At 62.8% G+C, this 15966-nt stretch carries 14 protein-coding genes; 7 read left to right on the top strand and 7 right to left on the bottom strand.

Annotation, left to right across the window (positions count from 1 at the left end; translation table 11 throughout):
• Nucleotides 1–21 precede the first annotated feature (21 nt).
• The 4 genes from AB7813_RS17470 (at nt 22) to AB7813_RS17455 (ending at nt 4235) form a co-directional block, all read left to right on the top strand.
• Nucleotides 22–921 (top strand): EamA family transporter, encoded by a 900-nt coding sequence (locus AB7813_RS17470; RefSeq protein ID WP_439083934.1) that lies wholly within the window; start codon nt 22–24, stop codon nt 919–921.
• Between the two features lie 92 nt (nt 922–1013).
• Complete coding sequence (locus tag AB7813_RS17465; RefSeq protein WP_175368061.1) at nt 1014–1775, top strand: thermonuclease family protein; 762 nt, start codon at nt 1014–1016, stop codon at nt 1773–1775.
• 133 nt (nt 1776–1908) lie between these two features.
• Nucleotides 1909–2859: an AAA family ATPase gene (locus AB7813_RS17460; RefSeq protein WP_439083935.1), complete on the top strand. Its 951-nt coding sequence runs from the start codon at nt 1909–1911 to the stop codon at nt 2857–2859.
• Between the two features lie 2 nt (nt 2860–2861).
• Nucleotides 2862–4235: a VWA domain-containing protein gene (locus tag AB7813_RS17455; protein WP_439083936.1), complete on the top strand. Its 1374-nt coding sequence runs from the start codon at nt 2862–2864 to the stop codon at nt 4233–4235.
• Nucleotides 4236–4244: 9 nt separating this feature from the next.
• On the opposite strand, the gene AB7813_RS17450 is transcribed toward AB7813_RS17455, so the two are convergent.
• Together AB7813_RS17450 and AB7813_RS17445 are read right to left on the bottom strand one after the other, a co-directional pair.
• On the bottom strand, nt 4245–5987 hold the full coding sequence (locus AB7813_RS17450; RefSeq protein ID WP_439083937.1) for a cytochrome c biogenesis protein DipZ: 1743 nt from the start codon (nt 5985–5987) through the stop codon (nt 4245–4247).
• A gap of 118 nt (nt 5988–6105) precedes the next feature.
• Nucleotides 6106–6528 (bottom strand): organic hydroperoxide resistance protein, encoded by a 423-nt coding sequence (locus AB7813_RS17445; RefSeq protein ID WP_439083938.1) that lies wholly within the window; start codon nt 6526–6528, stop codon nt 6106–6108.
• Nucleotides 6529–6678: 150 nt separating this feature from the next.
• Here AB7813_RS17445 and AB7813_RS17440 point away from each other — a divergent pair, with 150 nt between their 5' ends.
• From AB7813_RS17440 to AB7813_RS17430, 3 genes are all read left to right on the top strand, one after another.
• A complete protein-coding gene (locus AB7813_RS17440; protein WP_231078961.1) occupies nt 6679–7149 on the top strand; it encodes a MarR family winged helix-turn-helix transcriptional regulator in 471 nt (156 codons plus the stop codon).
• 93 nt (nt 7150–7242) lie between these two features.
• The gene (locus AB7813_RS17435) at nt 7243–8454 is read left to right on the top strand and encodes an amidohydrolase family protein (protein WP_439083939.1); all 1212 of its coding nucleotides are present in this window, start codon (nt 7243–7245) and stop codon (nt 8452–8454) included.
• Between the two features lie 68 nt (nt 8455–8522).
• A complete protein-coding gene (locus tag AB7813_RS17430; protein ID WP_439083940.1) occupies nt 8523–10112 on the top strand; it encodes a gamma-glutamyltransferase family protein in 1590 nt (529 codons plus the stop codon).
• On the opposite strand, the gene AB7813_RS17425 is transcribed toward AB7813_RS17430, so the two are convergent.
• The 5 genes from AB7813_RS17425 to AB7813_RS17405 form a co-directional block, all read right to left on the bottom strand.
• A complete protein-coding gene (locus tag AB7813_RS17425; RefSeq protein ID WP_439083941.1) occupies nt 10113–11705 on the bottom strand; it encodes a class I adenylate-forming enzyme family protein in 1593 nt (530 codons plus the stop codon).
• Nucleotides 11706–11849: 144 nt separating this feature from the next.
• The gene (dmeF, locus tag AB7813_RS17420; RefSeq protein WP_439065170.1) at nt 11850–12758 is read right to left on the bottom strand and encodes a CDF family Co(II)/Ni(II) efflux transporter DmeF; all 909 of its coding nucleotides are present in this window, start codon (nt 12756–12758) and stop codon (nt 11850–11852) included.
• An 11-nt stretch (nt 12759–12769) separates the two neighbouring features.
• Nucleotides 12770–13045 (bottom strand): metal/formaldehyde-sensitive transcriptional repressor, encoded by a 276-nt coding sequence (locus tag AB7813_RS17415; RefSeq protein ID WP_231078968.1) that lies wholly within the window; start codon nt 13043–13045, stop codon nt 12770–12772.
• A 97-nt stretch (nt 13046–13142) separates the two neighbouring features.
• Nucleotides 13143–14678 (bottom strand): SpoVR family protein, encoded by a 1536-nt coding sequence (locus AB7813_RS17410; RefSeq protein ID WP_439065169.1) that lies wholly within the window; start codon nt 14676–14678, stop codon nt 13143–13145.
• Nucleotides 14675–15946, bottom strand: a complete 1272-nt coding sequence (locus AB7813_RS17405) for a YeaH/YhbH family protein (protein WP_439065914.1) — start codon at nt 15944–15946, stop codon at nt 14675–14677. The genes AB7813_RS17410 and AB7813_RS17405 overlap by 4 nt, the downstream gene beginning before the upstream one ends.
• Nucleotides 15947–15966: the final 20 nt, after the last annotated feature.

Raw genomic sequence — 15966 nt, 5'->3', positions numbered from 1 at the left:
GCTCGCGGACCATCTTGCCTCATGTTCACCATCGCCTCGCTCTGGATCCCCTTCACTATCATCGCCTCGCTGGGGCAGGTGGCGCGCAATGCCATGCAGCGCTCGCTCACCGGACCGCTCGGGACCTGGGGCGCCACCAACATCCGTTTTCTGTTCGGCTTCCCGTTTTCGATCGTCTTTTTCGTGGTGATCATCGTGGCGACGGGCGACAAGGTGCCATGGCCATCAGCCGAATTCTGGCCGTGGCTGCTACTCGGCGCGCTGAGCCAGATCTTTGCCACAGGGCTCATGCTGGCAGCGATGAATGATCGCTCCTTTGTGGTGACCACGGCCTATCTCAAGACCGAGGCGATCCAGACCGCGATTTTCGGTTTCGTCTTTCTCGGCGATCATCTGACGGTGCTGAAGGTCGCGGCGATCCTGATTGCGACCATCGGAGTCGTCGTCACGGCGCTGCAGCCCGGTGCTACGCGCAACATCGCCAGCATCCGGCCGACCGTCCTCGGGCTGGTCGCGGCGGCGGCTTTTGCGCTGTCGGCCGTCGGCTTTCGCGGCGCCATCATCACGGTGCCCGGTGTCAGTTTCGTCACGGCGGCGTCCTATGCGCTGGTCTGGGCACTATTCGTGCAGACCTTGATCCTGACCATCTATCTGCTGGCCCGTGCACCCAAGGTTCTGAGCGACATCCTCGGCTTGTGGAAGCCATCGATGCTGGCCGGCTTCATGGGTGCGGTAGCCTCGCAATTCTGGTTCCTGGCCTTTGCACTTACAGCCGCCGCCAACGTGCGGACGCTGGCGCTGGTCGAGGTGCTGTTCGCGCAGGCTGTCGCCTATTATTCGTTCAAGCAGCCCCTTTCGGCACGCGAATTGTCGGGGATCGCGCTGATTGTCGTCGGCGTGGCGATGCTGGTTGCGGTGTGACGGCGCATTGCGCGTGATGTCTCTTTCGTGGGCGCGTCTGCTGCGATAGGACTGATCGCAGCCCTCCCCGTGCCGATCCCGAGACCAGATTGATGCGCATCCTGTCCCTGTTCTTCCTGCTGCTTGTCGCCAACCCGGCCTCGGCGGTCGAAGCCATCGTCAAGGACGGCGACACCATCCAGATCGGCAATGTCGCCTACAAGCTTGCCGGCCTGGACGCGCCGGAGGTGGATCAGCCCTGTGTCGACGAACATGCCGACAACTGGGGCTGCGGCGTCGAAGCAAGGGACCAACTGGTGAAGCTGATCGGCAAGCGCGAGGTTCGCTGTGAGGACCTTGGCGAGGACAAGATCTACAAGAACCGTCGCGCCGGTATCTGCAGTGTCGTTGGCGAGACGGGTAGCCTCAATCAGGCGGTGATCCAATCGGGCTATGCGGTGAGCATCGAACCGTCGGACAAGGCAAGCGCCAAGACCAGCTTCAAACCCGATGAGACGGCTGCCAAGGACAAGCGCCGAGGGCTGTGGCGCGGGTGCTTCGTGACGCCCGCGGAGTTCCGCCGCAAGGCGAGCGACAGCCCATTGCTCGGCTCGGCCTGTCGGAGCGACAAGGACAAGGAGCTGCGCGCGGCGCTGTTTCCCACCGATCTCGCGATGCCGGTGGGCTGCAATATCCGGGCGAAACAGGTCCGGCGGGCCAAGTTTACCGGCCATGTTGGCGTCTATCTCATTCCCCAATGCCAGAATTACGCGACCCAGCCGAAGCCGGATCGCTGGTTTTGCAGCGAGGACGACGCCCGCGCCGCGGGGTACCGCAAGGCGCTCAACTGTCAGGCCCCCAGCCGCCGCAACTGAGCGATGAGCCGGAGGCGCTGGACGCCGCCGGCTGAACCACGTAGCAAATCAGGACGCGGGAATGAGCCGGGCGCGCGCGCCCAAAACCTGTTTAAGGGGCTTATTCCAGTATGCGAAATCCGGAGTGAAGCGCGTGGCCGAGAACACCAGTTCGTCAGCATCGATCGAAGCCGTTGAGCGCAGCCTGGCCTCCGCCGGCTATATCGCCAGCCGGCAGATCGCCACCGCCGTCTATCTCGCCGAGAAGATCGAGAAGCCGATCCTCGTCGAAGGTCCGGCCGGCGTCGGCAAGACCGAACTCGCCAAGGCGATCGCTGCGTCGCGCGGCCTCGAGATGATCCGCATGCAGTGCTATGAGGGCCTCGACGAGGCCAAGGCGCTGTACGAGTGGAAATATGCCAAACAGCTACTCTACACCCAGATCCTGAAGGACAAGCTCGGCGAAGTGCTGGGCGGGGCCGATACGCTCGCCAAGGCGCTCGACCAGTTGCACGATTTCGGCGACGTGTTCTTCTCCAAGGAGTTCGTCGAGCCGCGTCCGTTGCTGCGCGCTCTGGAACAGCCGATGGGCTGCGTGCTTCTGATCGACGAGATCGACAAGTCCGACGCCGAATTCGAATCGCTATTGCTCGAAATCCTGTCCGACTTCCAGGTCACGATCCCCGAGCTTGGCACTGTCGTAGCCATCGTACCACCGATCGTGATCCTGACCTCGAACGGCGAGCGCGATCTTGGCGACGCGCTGAAGCGCCGCTGTCTGCATCTGCATATCGGCTTTCCCGAGCCCAAGCTCGAAGAGCGCATCGTCGAAACCCGCGTGCCCGGCGTGTCCGCGACGCTGCGCAAGCAGCTTGTCGGTTTCGTCAATCAGGTCCGCACGCTGGACCTGAAGAAGCTGCCGTCGGTCAGCGAGACTATCGACTGGGCCAAGGTGCTGGTGCTGCTCGGGGCGTCCGAACTCGGCCACGAGATGGTGAAAGACACGCTCAATGTGCTGCTGAAATACGAAGGCGATATCGAAGCGACACTGCCGCAGGTCTCGGGCTTCGTTGCCAAGGCCGACCGGCAGGGCGTGTTCGGTTAGCCATGCGCGACACGCTGCATCGCTTCTTTCGGGCGGCGCGGGGCGCCGGTGTCAGGATTTCGCCTGCCGAAAGTATCGATGCGATGCGTGCCGCCGCTGAAGTGGGCCCCGCCGATCGCGCGATCCTGCGCGATGCGCTGCTGCTGACCATGGCGAAGTCCGGCGAAGAGAAAGCGGCGCTTGCTGCCTGTTTCGATACGTTCTTCACCCATCCTGATTTCGACGCGCCGTCCGCGGCAAATGACGACGACGAGACTGGCGAGGGGGCAAGCGAGAGCGGGACCGACGCCGCGGCAGGCACCGCGTCGGTACAGGCTTCGACCGAACTCGGTTCGCTCGCGCAGATGCTGCTGGCGCAGGACCGCGCCGCCATTGCCGCGGCGCTTTCAAACGCATCGAATGCCGCCGGCCTGACCGACATCCGTGTCTTCACCCAGCGGGGGCTGTTTGCCAGCCGGGTGCTCGAGCAGCTCGGGATCGCGCAACTGCGCGACGACATCGATGCGCTCACGACCCGCAATCCAGCAGATGCAGAACGGCTTGCAACGGCGCTCCGCAGCCTGCGCGAGACCGTCAGCGAAATGGTCGCGCAGGCGCTGCTGCTCTATGGCCGCGAGGAGAAAGAGGCGCTGCGCAATGAGATCCTGCGCAATGCGCCGATGGCGCGGCTGGAACAGCGGCAGATCGCGCAGATGCGCGTTCTGATCCGGCAGATCGCGCGGCGGCTGCGCGAGCGCTTCAGCAAGCCGCGCAAACGGCAGCGCCGTGGCCATCTCGATGTCCGCCGCACCATTCGTCGCAATGCTGCATGGGGCGGCGTGCCGTTCATGACGGCATGGAAGCGCCGTCATCGTGACAAACCGAAGATCGTCGCTATTTGCGATGTCTCGGGCTCGGTTGCGCAGGTCTCCGACTTCTTCCTGCTGCTGATCCACAGCCTGCATGAAGTGGTGTCCGATGTGCGCTCCTTCGCTTTTTCCGGCAACCTGATCGAAGTCAGTGAAGTCCTGGAGAAAAACAAACCTGAAGAGGCGATGAAGCAGATCATGTCGTCGGTTGGCTACGGCTCGTCCGACTATGGTCGCTCCTTCGTCGATTTCGAGAAGGGTTTCATGAGCGCGATCACGGCGCAGACCACGGTCATTGTGCTCGGCGATGCCCGCAGCAACAATCTCGATCCGCGCGCCGACATCTTGCGCCGCATCGGCGAGCGTTCGAAGCGGCTGGTCTGGCTCAATCCGGAAGGACGGATGGGCTGGGGCTTCGGCGATTCCGAAATGCCGCGCTACGCGACCTTCTGTAATGTCGTGCGCCAATGCGCGACGGCGCAGCAACTCGAGCGCGCCGTCGCCGATATCGTGGCGACCTATCAATAGTCGTCGCCATCAACCGAAGGTGAAGGCATAGGCCCGTACGCCGGGATCGAGGAATTCGATTCGGAATGTGCGGTCGGTGATGCCGCCAACTTGCCGCACCAATTGATACAGCTTCGCATCCGTCACGGTTCCATACCCCTCCGCATCGGTATCGGTGCCGTGGCTGACACCGGGCGCCGCGCCGTCGATGGTCACGCGGAAGCGCACCGGCTTGCCGTCCCGTGATGGGCCGAGCACCAAATGCAGGTCGCGGGCGTGGAAACAATAGGCGATACGGCCGGACGCCTCATCGAGCTGCGCATATTCGCGGCCGATGGTCCATGTGCCGCCCAGCGTCCAGCGGTTCAGCGGTAGCATGTCGATGCCGCGATAGACGCTCGGCACATCCTCACGCGCGCCGCCCGGTGAGGTGAAGCCGGTAGCCTGTCCATAGCCGAGATAGGTTTCCGACGACCGGAGTTGGACTTCGTCCGCCGCAACCTGCGTGCCTTCGGCTGTCACGGTTGCTGCGTCGTCGGTTGGCTTGTGGCCGGCCTCGGCGAGCAATTGCTGGATCACCTTTTCCGACGTCGCATAGTTGCCCTCGCCGATTGCCTGATGACGGATGCGACCATCGGCACCGACGAAGTAGAGGGCAGGCCAAGCATTGTTGCTGAAAGCGCGCCAGACCCGGAAGTCGTTGTCGATCGCGACCGGATAGCCAACGCCGAGCTTCGCTGTTGCGGTGCTGACATTGCCGATGTTCCTCTCGAAGGCGAATTCCGGCGTGTGTACGCCGATCACGACGAGGCCCTGATCGCGATACTTGTCGGCCCAGGCACGGATATGCGGCAGCACACGCAGGCAGTTGATGCAGGAATAGGTCCAGAAATTCACCAGCACGACCTTGCCCTGCAGGTCCTCAGCCTTCAGCGGCGACGTGTTGAGCCATTGCCTGCTGCCCACGATCGATGCGAGCGGGCCCGACAGTGACGCGTGGGGTGTGGCATTGCCGATGGACGTCCCGGCCTGCGCGGATGCTGCGGGCTGCAGCGTGTCGATCAGCTTGCTTTCAAACGCCGTCGTCGACGGCAGAGATAGTTGCGTCAGCAGGCGCGTATCCAGCCCGGCCCAGATTGCGATGGCGCCGAGCACGACTGCGCCACCCAGTGCGCGACGCACGCCGTCGCTCCATGGCATCAGCTCGCGGGCCTTGGCGAGCAAACGTCCGCCCAGTAGCATGCCTGCGGCGAGTGACGTTGCCGCACCAAGACCGTAAGCGAGCAGCAGCAACACGGTATCGATTCCCGGCCCGTGCAGTGCGGCGCCGGTGAGGATCAGGCCCAGCACCGGTCCGGCACAGGGTGCCCAGACGAGGCCCGTCGCTATGCCGAGCAGCAGCGAAGCGACCGGTGTGCGGTTTGCGTTTGCATCATTCTGGCCGGCCCAACCGGACAACTTCACACCGAGTAGTACTAGCGGCGCCATCAGCCGCGTGGCCAGAGTCGGCAACAGCAGTGCCAGGCCGAATAGCGTCATCACGATGAGGGCGATGCTACGGCCGTAACGATTGGCCTCGATCGCCCAGTTGCCGGCGACAGAGGCGAGACTGGCGGCCACCGCGAAAGTCAGTGTGAGGCCGATCAGCAAGGGCAATCCGCTGCGGCGAAACGGCTGGTCCGCGCGGGCGAGAATGATCGGCAGGATCGGGAAGATGCAGGGCGATGCGATGGTGAGCAGGCCGGCGGTATAAGCGAGGATGAAGAGCGTCACGGTGATCTCCAGAAAACGCACGAGTGAAATCGGCGGGTCACCAAGGCGGGCGCCGTTATCGGTGCGATGATCCGCGGACCGTGGGCGGTCCGCGGAGGAATTGTGAGAGACGCGAGGGCTAAATCAGGTTGATCGCGACATTGATGTTGCCGCGCGTTGCCTTCGAGTAAGGGCAGATCTGATGCGCGGCATCGACCAGCTGGCGCGCGACGTCCGGCGCGAGGCCGGGCAGGCTGACATTGAGGCGAGCCTGCAGGAAGAAGTCGCCGCCGGTGGTGCCGAGATCGACTTCGGTGTCGACGGCAACGTCGGCCGGCAGCTTGACCTTCAGATTGCCGGCGGCGCGCCCGATGGCGCCGATGAAGCAGGCGGACCAGCCTGCCGCGAACATTTGCTCGGGATTGGTGCCGGCGCCGGCCGAGCCGGGAGGCGACAGCTTGACGTCGAGCCGGCCGTCGGAGCTTCGCGAGGCGCCATCGCGGCCACCGGTGGTGTGGGTCTGGGCGGTGTAGAGAACCTTTTCAATGGTGGTCGTGGTCATGGTTGTAGCTCCTAGTTGTATCGTGCTCGATGTAATCGAGTGCGATACAAATAACGGCTCCAATCCTTCTGTCAACTCTTCCGATTTAATCGCGCCCGATATATATGGATGCGACAGGTCACGTTCTCGTGTCCTGACGGGAGTGCGAACATGTCATCAAGCAAGCTAAAATCGGTCAAATCCGAGCAGGCCGGGCCGAAACTGTCGGATTTCCTTTGCTTTTCGATCTACTCGGCCAATCTGGCCTATGGCCGGGCCTACAAGCCGATCCTCGAAAAGCTCGGTCTGACTTACACCCAGTACATCGCCATCGTGGCGCTGTGGGAGGAGGACGGGCAGACCGTGGGCAGCCTCGGCGAAAAGCTGTTTCTGGAGTCCAACACGCTGACGCCGATCCTGAAGAAGCTCGAAGCGATGGGCTATCTGCGCCGGCAGCGCGATCCCGGGGACGAGCGGCAGGTGGTGATCAGCCTGACCGACGAAGGCCGGCGGCTGCGCGAGAAGGGGCTGACCATGAATCTCGTCAAGGCATCCGGCCTTGAGCCCGACGAATTCAAGAAGATGCAGCAGGGCGTTGCTACGCTGCGCGATAATCTGATCAAGGCTGCGCGCGAAAGCTGACCCGCGTATCGGCCATGCAGCGGCCGGCATGCGGATGCATGCTGCGCCGTCCTCCTGTAACCTCACGGCAGAAGATCAGTCCGAGAGGTTGGCGTGAGCGACATCGACAAAATTTTTACGCGGGCGAAATTCGCCGACGGCAGCCTCAATACGATTGCCGTCAGCGGCGGCCATATCACCTCGGTCACATCCGGTAGTAATCCCGCACCGACAACCGCAGAGACCGTCGATCTCGGCGGCACGCTTGTGATCCCGTCCTTCGTCGAAGGTCACATCCATCTCGACACCAGTTTCTACGGCGACGTCTGGCGGCCGCATGTGCCTTATTCGAACGGCTTCAACGTGCAGGAGCGCGTCGCCATCCAGGCCGACAACATGGCCAAGGCCGCGCCGATGGCCGAGCGCGCGCAGAGCCAGCTTGAGCTTTGCCTCGGTCACGGCAGCACGCGCATGCGCAGCCATGTGATGGTCGATGGCTCGGTCGGCCTGACATCGCTGGAGACCATCCTCGCCGTGCGCGAGGCGCATCGCGACCTCATTGATATCCAGCTTGTCGCCTTCCCGCAAAGCGGCATCCTGCGCAGTCCGGGCACGCCGGATCTGCTCGATGCTGCTTTCGATCTCGGCGCGAACGTGATCGGCGGTCTCGATCCCGGTGGCTTCGACCGCGATGTCGAGAAACATCTCGATGTGGTGTTCGGCATCGCCGAGCGCCGCGGCATTGATGTCGATATCCATCTGCACGATCCCTCGATGCTCGGCATTTTCGAGATAGAACAGATTTGCTCGCGCACGCAGGCGCTGGGCATGCAGGGCCACGTCGCCGTCAGCCACGCTTATTCGCTCGGCGATGTCGCTCCTGATGTCGTGCAGCGAACAGCCGAGTTGCTGGCAGTGAGCGGCGTCGCCATCATGACCAATGCGCCGGGTGCGCGGCCGTTTCCACCGGTGAAGCTGCTGCGCGCGGCCGGCGTCACCGTGTTCGGTGGCTGCGATAACATCCGGGACTCCTGGTGGCCCTATGGCGACGGCGACATGCTCGGCCGCGCCATGATGATCGGCTATCGCTCCGGCTTCAACACCGACGAAGATTTGATGCTGGCCTTCGACATCGTCACGGCCGGTGGTGCGAAAGCGCTGCGGCTGGAAGATCACGGCCTCCGCGTCGGCGCCAAGGCCGACTTCGTCGCCATTGATGCACCGCACGTGCCGCAGGCCGTGGTCGATCTGCCAAGACGCCGCGCGGTCTACAAGAACGGCCGGCTGGTTGCGCGGGACGGCGAGATCGTCGCCCGAAAGGCTTGAATCATCGGCTGGACGCGTTACGACTGCGCCAAACAAAGCTGGCATGCCACGAGTTCTGGAGACGACGAATGCTTGAAACACCGCGCGCGCGACGGGGCATGGTGACCTCGCCGCATCATTTGGCGTCGCAGGCCGGCCTCGACGTCCTTAAGGACGGCGGCACCGCCGTTGAAGCGGCGATCGCCTTAGCGGCGGCGCTCGCAGTGGTCTATCCGCACATGACCGGCATCGGCGGTGACGGCTTCTGGCTGATCGCCGAGCCCGGTAAGGCGCCGATCACGGTGGATGCCTGCGGCCGCGCCGGCGCAGCGGTGGATCTCGCTTACTATGCGTCGAAAGGCGCTTCGGCGATTCCGTTCCGCGGACCGCTCGCCGCCAACACCGTCGCCGGGACTGTGTCCGGCTGGCAGAAAGCGCTGGATGTCTCGCAGCATTGGCAGAAGCCGATGGCGCGCGAGCGGCTGCTGGAAAGTGCGATCTATTATGCCGAAAATGGCATCGTCGTCACGCGCAGCCAGTCCGAACTGACGTCTGAGAAATTCGCGGAGCTGAAGGACCAGCCGAATTTCGCCGGGACTTTCATGCCGAACGGGCAGGCGCCGGCCGAAGGCGATATTATGAAGCTGCCGGCGCTCGGCGCGACGCTGAAGCATCTGGCCGCCGAGGGCTTCGAGAGTTTCTACAACGGCAAGCTGGCCGACACGATCGCCGCTGACCTCGCCAGGGTCGCATCGCCCGTCACCGGGGCCGATCTGCAGAACCATCAAGCCACCGAGCGTCCGCCGCTGTCGACCACGGTGCGCGGCGCGCAGCTGTTCAACATGGCGCCGCCGACGCAGGGTCTATCGTCGCTGATGATCCTCGCGATGTTCGATCGGCTCGGCGTCACCCAGGCCGAAGGTTTCGATCACATTCACGGCCTCGTCGAGGCGACCAAGCAGGCTTTCATCGTCCGCGACGAGCATGTCGGCGATCCCGATCACATGACGGTGGATCCCGCATCCTTCCTCGACGACGCGAAGCTGGACGAGTTGGCGCGTCATATCGATCGCAAAATCGCGCTTCCTTGGCCGCATATCCGCAAGCCCGGTGACACCATCTGGCTCGGCGTCATCGACGGACAGGGCCGTTCGGTGTCCTTCATTCAGTCGGTCTATTTCGAGTTCGGCTCCGGCGTCGTGCTGCCGGACACCGGGATCTGTTGGCAGAATCGTGGCGCCTCGTTCCGTCTGCAGGAGAGCGGTTGGAATGCGCTGAAACCGAACCGCAAGCCATTCCACACGCTCAATCCGGCGATGGCGATCTTCGATGACGGTCGCCGCATGGTTTATGGCAATATGGGCGGCGAAGGTCAGCCGCAGACACAGTCTGCGGTGTTCTCGCGCTACGGCATGTTCAACATGCCGCTGCAGCAGGCCGTGACCGCGCCGCGCTGGCTGCTCGGCAAGACCTGGGGCGACGAGAGCGTCACGCTGAAGGTGGAGGATCGCTTCGATCCCGCATTGATCCAGCAGCTTCGGGATGCCGGTCACGTGGTGGAGGTGCTCGGCAGCTATACCGGCACCATGGGCCATGCCGGCGCCATCGTGCTGCACGCCAATGGCGTGCTCGAAGGCGCGACGGACCCGCGCTCGGATGGTGCTGTCGCCGCTTGGTGATCAGCTCGCCATCATCTTGCGTAGTTCGGTCTTGAGGATCTTGCCATTGGCGTTGCGCGGCAGCGGCTCCTTCAGGAAGGTGATGGTGTCCGGCACCTTGTAGTCGGACAGTCGCTCCGCGCAGTATTTGCGGATGTCGGCCTCGTTGCCGCCATCGGGGCTGTAGACGAAGGCGTGTACGCGTTCGCCGAGCACCGGATCCGGTTTGCCCACCACTGCGCTTTCGACGATGGCGGGATGATGTGACATCACGTTTTCGACCTCGGTGCAGTAGATCTTGAAGCCGGCGCGATTGATCATGTCCTTCTTGCGATCGACCACATAGACATAGCCGTCCGCGTCCATGCGGCCGATATCGCCGGAGCGCCAATAGCCACCGACGAAGCCGGTGCGAGTCGCATCCGGATTGTCCCAATAGCCCGGTACGACCATTGCGCCGGCAATCAGCAATTCGCCGTCCTGGTCGGCCGGCACCTCGTGGCCATCGTCATCAGCGATGATGATATGTGCGCCGGTTACCGGGCGTCCGACCGAATTGATCTTGCTGACGGGCGAGCCGGGCGGAAACATCGTCGCGGGTGAGGTGGTTTCGGTCGAGCCATAGGCATTGCAGAGATTAAGCTTAGGCAGCACCTGCGCGAGGCGCGTGATGGTCGCTTCCGGCATCGGCGCCCCGCCGAAGCCGGCGATGCGCCAGGCCGTGAGGTCGTGGGTCTCGAAGTCCGGCTGCAGCAGGCAGAGATTGTACATCGCGGGCACCATTAGTGTGTAGGTCATGCGCTCGCGTGCCGCGACAGCGAGAAACTCCGGTGCCTTGAAGGTCGGCAGGATGACCGTCGTTCCGGCGACATTGATGGTCGCAAGGATCAATGCCACAAGCCCGGTGACGTGCGATGCTGGCACCGCCAGCATGGTGACGTCACCGTCGTGCAGGCCATAGCCGTGCTGGAAGTTGAGCAGCGAATGGATGATGCTCGCATGGGTGAGCATCGCGCCTTTCGGGTTGCCTGTGGTGCCTGACGTATAGAGCAGAAAAGCGGTGTCTTCCTGATGGAGTTCGGGAAGCGCAGCGGCAGGCGCATCTTTCGTCAGCTCCGCAAACGATGGCGCACGGCCGCTGCCGACCACCCACTGATTGCGCAAGTCCGCGCGCGGTGCGGGCAGGTTGGCCTCGCAGTCGGCGTCATAGACGAGCGCTGAAGCCCCGCACTGCTGCAGCACATAGTCGATCTCGGGGGCGCGCTGCCGCGTATTGAGCGGGACGATAATCATGCCGGCGCGGACGGCGCCGAGCGCGCAGAAGATGAATTCCAGGCAGTTGCCGAGCAGCATCGCGATGCGTTCGCCCCTTTTGAAGCTGGAGGCGATCAGATTGCGAGCGATATTCTCCGCGACGCGGTCGAGCTCCGCATAGGTGACGCGTTTTTCGCCGAGCACCAGCGCAACGCCATCAGGCTTCCGCGCGACTGCGGCGCGCAGCATGGCGTCGAGGGTCGACGGGCGATCGGAGAAACAGGTGACGACGCGTTCGCCGTAGAGAACTTCATGGCGGGTGGCCGGCGTTGAGGTGTCCGGCGCGATCTGTCCTTGCATGTCCGTCCCAGACGTTTTTTGCGCGCCGCAATTGGCACGCCCCGCCATTTGGCTGGCGATGATGACGTCAGGTTAATCAGCCATGCTGCGAATGCCAACCCGCTTCGCTGCATGGCTCGTAACGCGGGAGATGTGCGTCCGACGCTAGCGCGCTTCCACAGTCACGTGCTGCAATTCATGCACGGCCGCGAGGCGCTGCCGCACCGTCTCTGTGCTGGCTCCGCCGGCAAAGCCGACGATCGCGGCATGCGCACTGGGGCCGACGCGCCACACGTGGAGGTCGAATATGCGGGCGTCGCCGGGGCGCTCGACCTCATCGCGGATTTCCTGTTCCAGATGCGGATCTGACGTGTCGAGCAACACGGCCGCCGTGTCGCGCAGCAGATTCCACGCCCAGGCGGCGATGACGATGCCGCCGACGATGCCCATCACAGGATCGAGCCAAACCCAGTTCAGATAGCGGCCGGCTAGCAGCGCGGCGATGGCGAGCACCGAGGTCAGCGCATCGGCCAGCACATGCATGAAGGCGGAGCGCATGTTGTTGTCGTGATGATGCGCGTCGTGGTGATGGTCGTGGTCATGACCGTCGTGATGATGCCCGCCGCTCAGCAGAAACGCACTGGCGATATTCACGATCAAGCCGATGACGGCGATCACCGTGGCTTCGCCGAAGGCGACTGTGGACGGATTGAATAGCCGCTGCACGGATTCGACGGCGATGCCGATGACGATGATCGCCAGCACCAATGCGGAGGCAAAGCCGGCGAGATCGCCGACCTTGCCTGTGCCGAAAGTAAAGCGGCGGTTATGCGCGTTGCGGCGCGCATAGGCATAAGCGCCCGCAGCAATGGCGAGCGCCACGGCATGTGTCGCCATGTGGAAGCCGTCAGCCAGCAGCGCCATCGAGTTGAAGACAGTGCCGGCAACGATCTCGCCGACCATCATCAGCGCCGTAAGGACGACCACCCACAGCGTGCGGCGGGTGTTCTCGTCGTGATTGTCGCCCAGAAACATGTGCTCGTGGGACAGGTGGTCGATGTCGTGGGGGCGCATACTGCCGGTCCTTATTTCGCGTAACGCCGGATAGCGGCGACGAGTTCTTCGGCGCCGGCCGCCCGGTCGTCGGCGCTGAGACCGGGATGGGCGACATGCTCGCGGACATGGTCCTCGATCAGTTCATCCATCAGCCCGCTCACGGAGCCGCGCACGCCTGCGACCTGATGTAGAATCGTGGCGCAGCCGGCGTCTTCGGTGATGGCCTTCTCGATGGCGGCCATTTGGCCGGCGAGCCGACGGACCCGGGCGAGCAGCTTGGTCTTGTTAGCGGTGAGATGCGACATAGGATAGTCCCCTACCCTATATTTCGTCCGAGCGAAAGTCCCCGCCCGGCGACAAGCCGGGCAGGGGAGTTTGCGGGAGGAAACGGAGAGGGATCGATCAGGCGGCCGCAGCAATCACGCGAGGATGGGCGACATGTTCCTTGAGCACCAGGCCGGAGGCATCGACCTCGGCAAGCGAGACGTCGTAGCTCCAGAGATCGGCGAGATGCTGCAGCACCCGCTTCGCATCGGGCTCATTAAGCAGGGCGCCATTGAGCACCGAATGCTTCAGCATCAACCGGCGATCGCCGGCGAGGTCGACGTCCACCACTTCGATATTCGCATCGATCAGGCCGACGTCGTACTGACGCGCCAGCACACGTCGGACGCGGCGATAGCCACGCTCGTCATGGATGGCGTCGACGCGGATGCCTTCCGACACGGCCGGGTCGTCATGCAGGTGGAACATCCGCATGTGGCGCATCAGTCGTGGGCTCAGGAACTGGCTGACGAAGCTCTCGTCGCGGTAGTTGGCCCAAATATCGCGCAGCACCGCCATTGCATCGCCTTTGCCGGCGATATCGGGAAACCACGCGCGGTCTTCGTCGGTCGGATCGGTGACGATTTTTTCGATGTCCTGCATCATTGCGAAGCCGAGCGCATAGGGGTTGAAGCCCGAGAAGCGCCGGTCGTCGTAATTCGGCTGGAACACGACATTGGTGTGCGATTGCAGGAATTCCAGGAAGTTGCCGTCCGAGATCTGTCCGGTCTGATGCAGCCGGCTCATGATGCGATAGTGCACGTAAGTGGCCGTGCCTTCGTTCATCACCTTGGTCTGACCTTGCGGGTAGAAGTATTGCGAGATGTGCCGAACGATGCGGATGAGTTCGCGCTGCCAAGTCTTCAGGCGCGGTGCGGATTTCTCCAGAAAATATAGCAGGTTCTCCTGCGGCAGGCCGAGCAGTGCACGGCGACGTTCCGCGCTGAGCAGTGAGGCACTCTTTGTCCGCCCCGTCGGCACCGTGCGCCATAGATCGTTGAACGAAGTTTCTTCGTGATTGCGGCGCTCTTTGGCGCGTTTTTCCTCGGCCCGCAAATCCAGCGATTTCTTACCGGGATAGCGATCGACGCCGTGCGACATCAGCGCGTGCGCGGCGTCGAGTGTCTGCTCCACCGCTGCGCGACCATGCTTTTCCTCGCACTGCGCCACATAGCCCTTGGCAAAATCGAGATAGTCGAGAATGCCGTCGGCGTCGGTCCACTGCTTGAACAAATAATTGTTCTTGAAGAAGTGATTATGGCCGAAAGCGGCGTGGGCAATTACCAGCGTCTGCATCGTCGCCGTGTTTTCCTCCATCAGGTAGGAAATGCATGGCGACGAGTTAATAACGATCTCATAGGCCAAACCCATCAGGCCCTTGCGATAGGACGCTTCCTGATGGGCGAATTGTTTGCCGAACGACCAGTGCTTGTAATACAGCGGCATGCCTACGGACGAGTAAGCGTCCAGCATCTGCTCGGCGGTGATGACCTCGATCTGGTTCGGGTAGACGTTGAGGCCGAGCTCCTTTTCGGCAATCTCCTCGCAGGCATCGTGGATGCGCTGCAATGTGGTGAAGTCCCAGTCCGCGCCTTCGTAGAGACGGTCTGTCATGGAGCCACCCTCTCCTTGGCCTGGCGACGTTGAAACAGGTCGTGGAACACCGGAAAGATCTCGCTGCGGTCGTTGACCTTGCGCATCGACAGCGGTGCACCTTCCGCGCGCAGCCGCTGATACAGCGTCCACAGTGAGGATTCCGACATTTCGAATGGGTGGCTGCCGCTCTCGCCCACTTCCAGATAGGCGAAGAACTGCGTCACCGGCAGGATCATGTCCTTGAGCAGGCGACCGGAGAGATCCCCGTCGGCATAGGAGTTGTCGCCGTCCGAGGCCTGTGCGGCATAGATATTCCAGTCGGCGGGGCGATAGCGTGACTGCACGATCTCATGCATGGCCTGCAGTGCGCTGGAAACCAGCGTGCCGCCCGACGCGGGGCCGTGGAAGAAGGTTTGCTCGTCGACTTCCTCGGCACGGTCGGTGTGACGGATGAAGACGATTTCGACCTTGCGATAGCGACGCGTCAGGAAGACATAGAGCAGCATGTAGAACCGCTTGGCGAGATCCTTCATGTGCTCGGACATCGAGCCGGAGACGTCCATCAGGCAGAACATCACCGCCTGCGCCACCGGCTTCGGCACGTTCTCGAAGCGGCGATAGCGGATGTCGATGGGATCGATGAACGGAATCCGCCGCATCTTGGATTTCAGCCGCGTGATCTCTGCCAGCAATTCGGGGCGGCGCTCGTCACTGCAATGCTCCAGTTCAGCTTCCAACTGTGCAATGGCCTCGGGTCGCGGTCGCTGCAGTGCAACCCGTCGTGCCATGGCCAAGCGTACGGTGCGGCTGACCGAGATATTGGCAGGCGAACCGGACGTCGTATATCCGGCGCGGCGCAGGCCTTCGTTTTCGACTTCGGCCAGCTTGCGCTTGGAAAGATCCGGCAGTTCCAGGTCGTCGAGGAACATGTCGACGAACTCCTCCCGGCTGAGCACAAACCGGAATGCATCCTCGCCGTCGCCTTCACCGGCATCGTTCGATCTGCCGCTCTTCGATTGCGGCCGCTGAAGGTAATCACCTTCCACGAATTTCACGTTGCCGGGCAACACCCGGTCGCGAATGCCGCCTTCGCGATAAAAGCGGGGCTCGTTCATCCCGTCGAGCGGGATGGACACTTCGCCACCTTCCAGGACGTCTTTGATGTCGCGGTCCTGGGAGGCTTTCTTGACGGCTCCCTGAACCAGAGCTTTCGCGCGTCGCAAGAACCGCTGGCGGTTCTCAAGACTCTTGCTGCTCGGGTTCAGGCGTCTATCGACGATATGCATGGCCACGTTATGTTGGCTCC

The sequence above is a fragment of the Tardiphaga sp. 20_F10_N6_6 genome (assembly GCF_052076045.1).
Lineage (GTDB): Bacteria > Pseudomonadota > Alphaproteobacteria > Rhizobiales > Xanthobacteraceae > Tardiphaga > Tardiphaga robiniae.
This window is presented reverse-complemented; position numbering and strand designations above follow the sequence as displayed.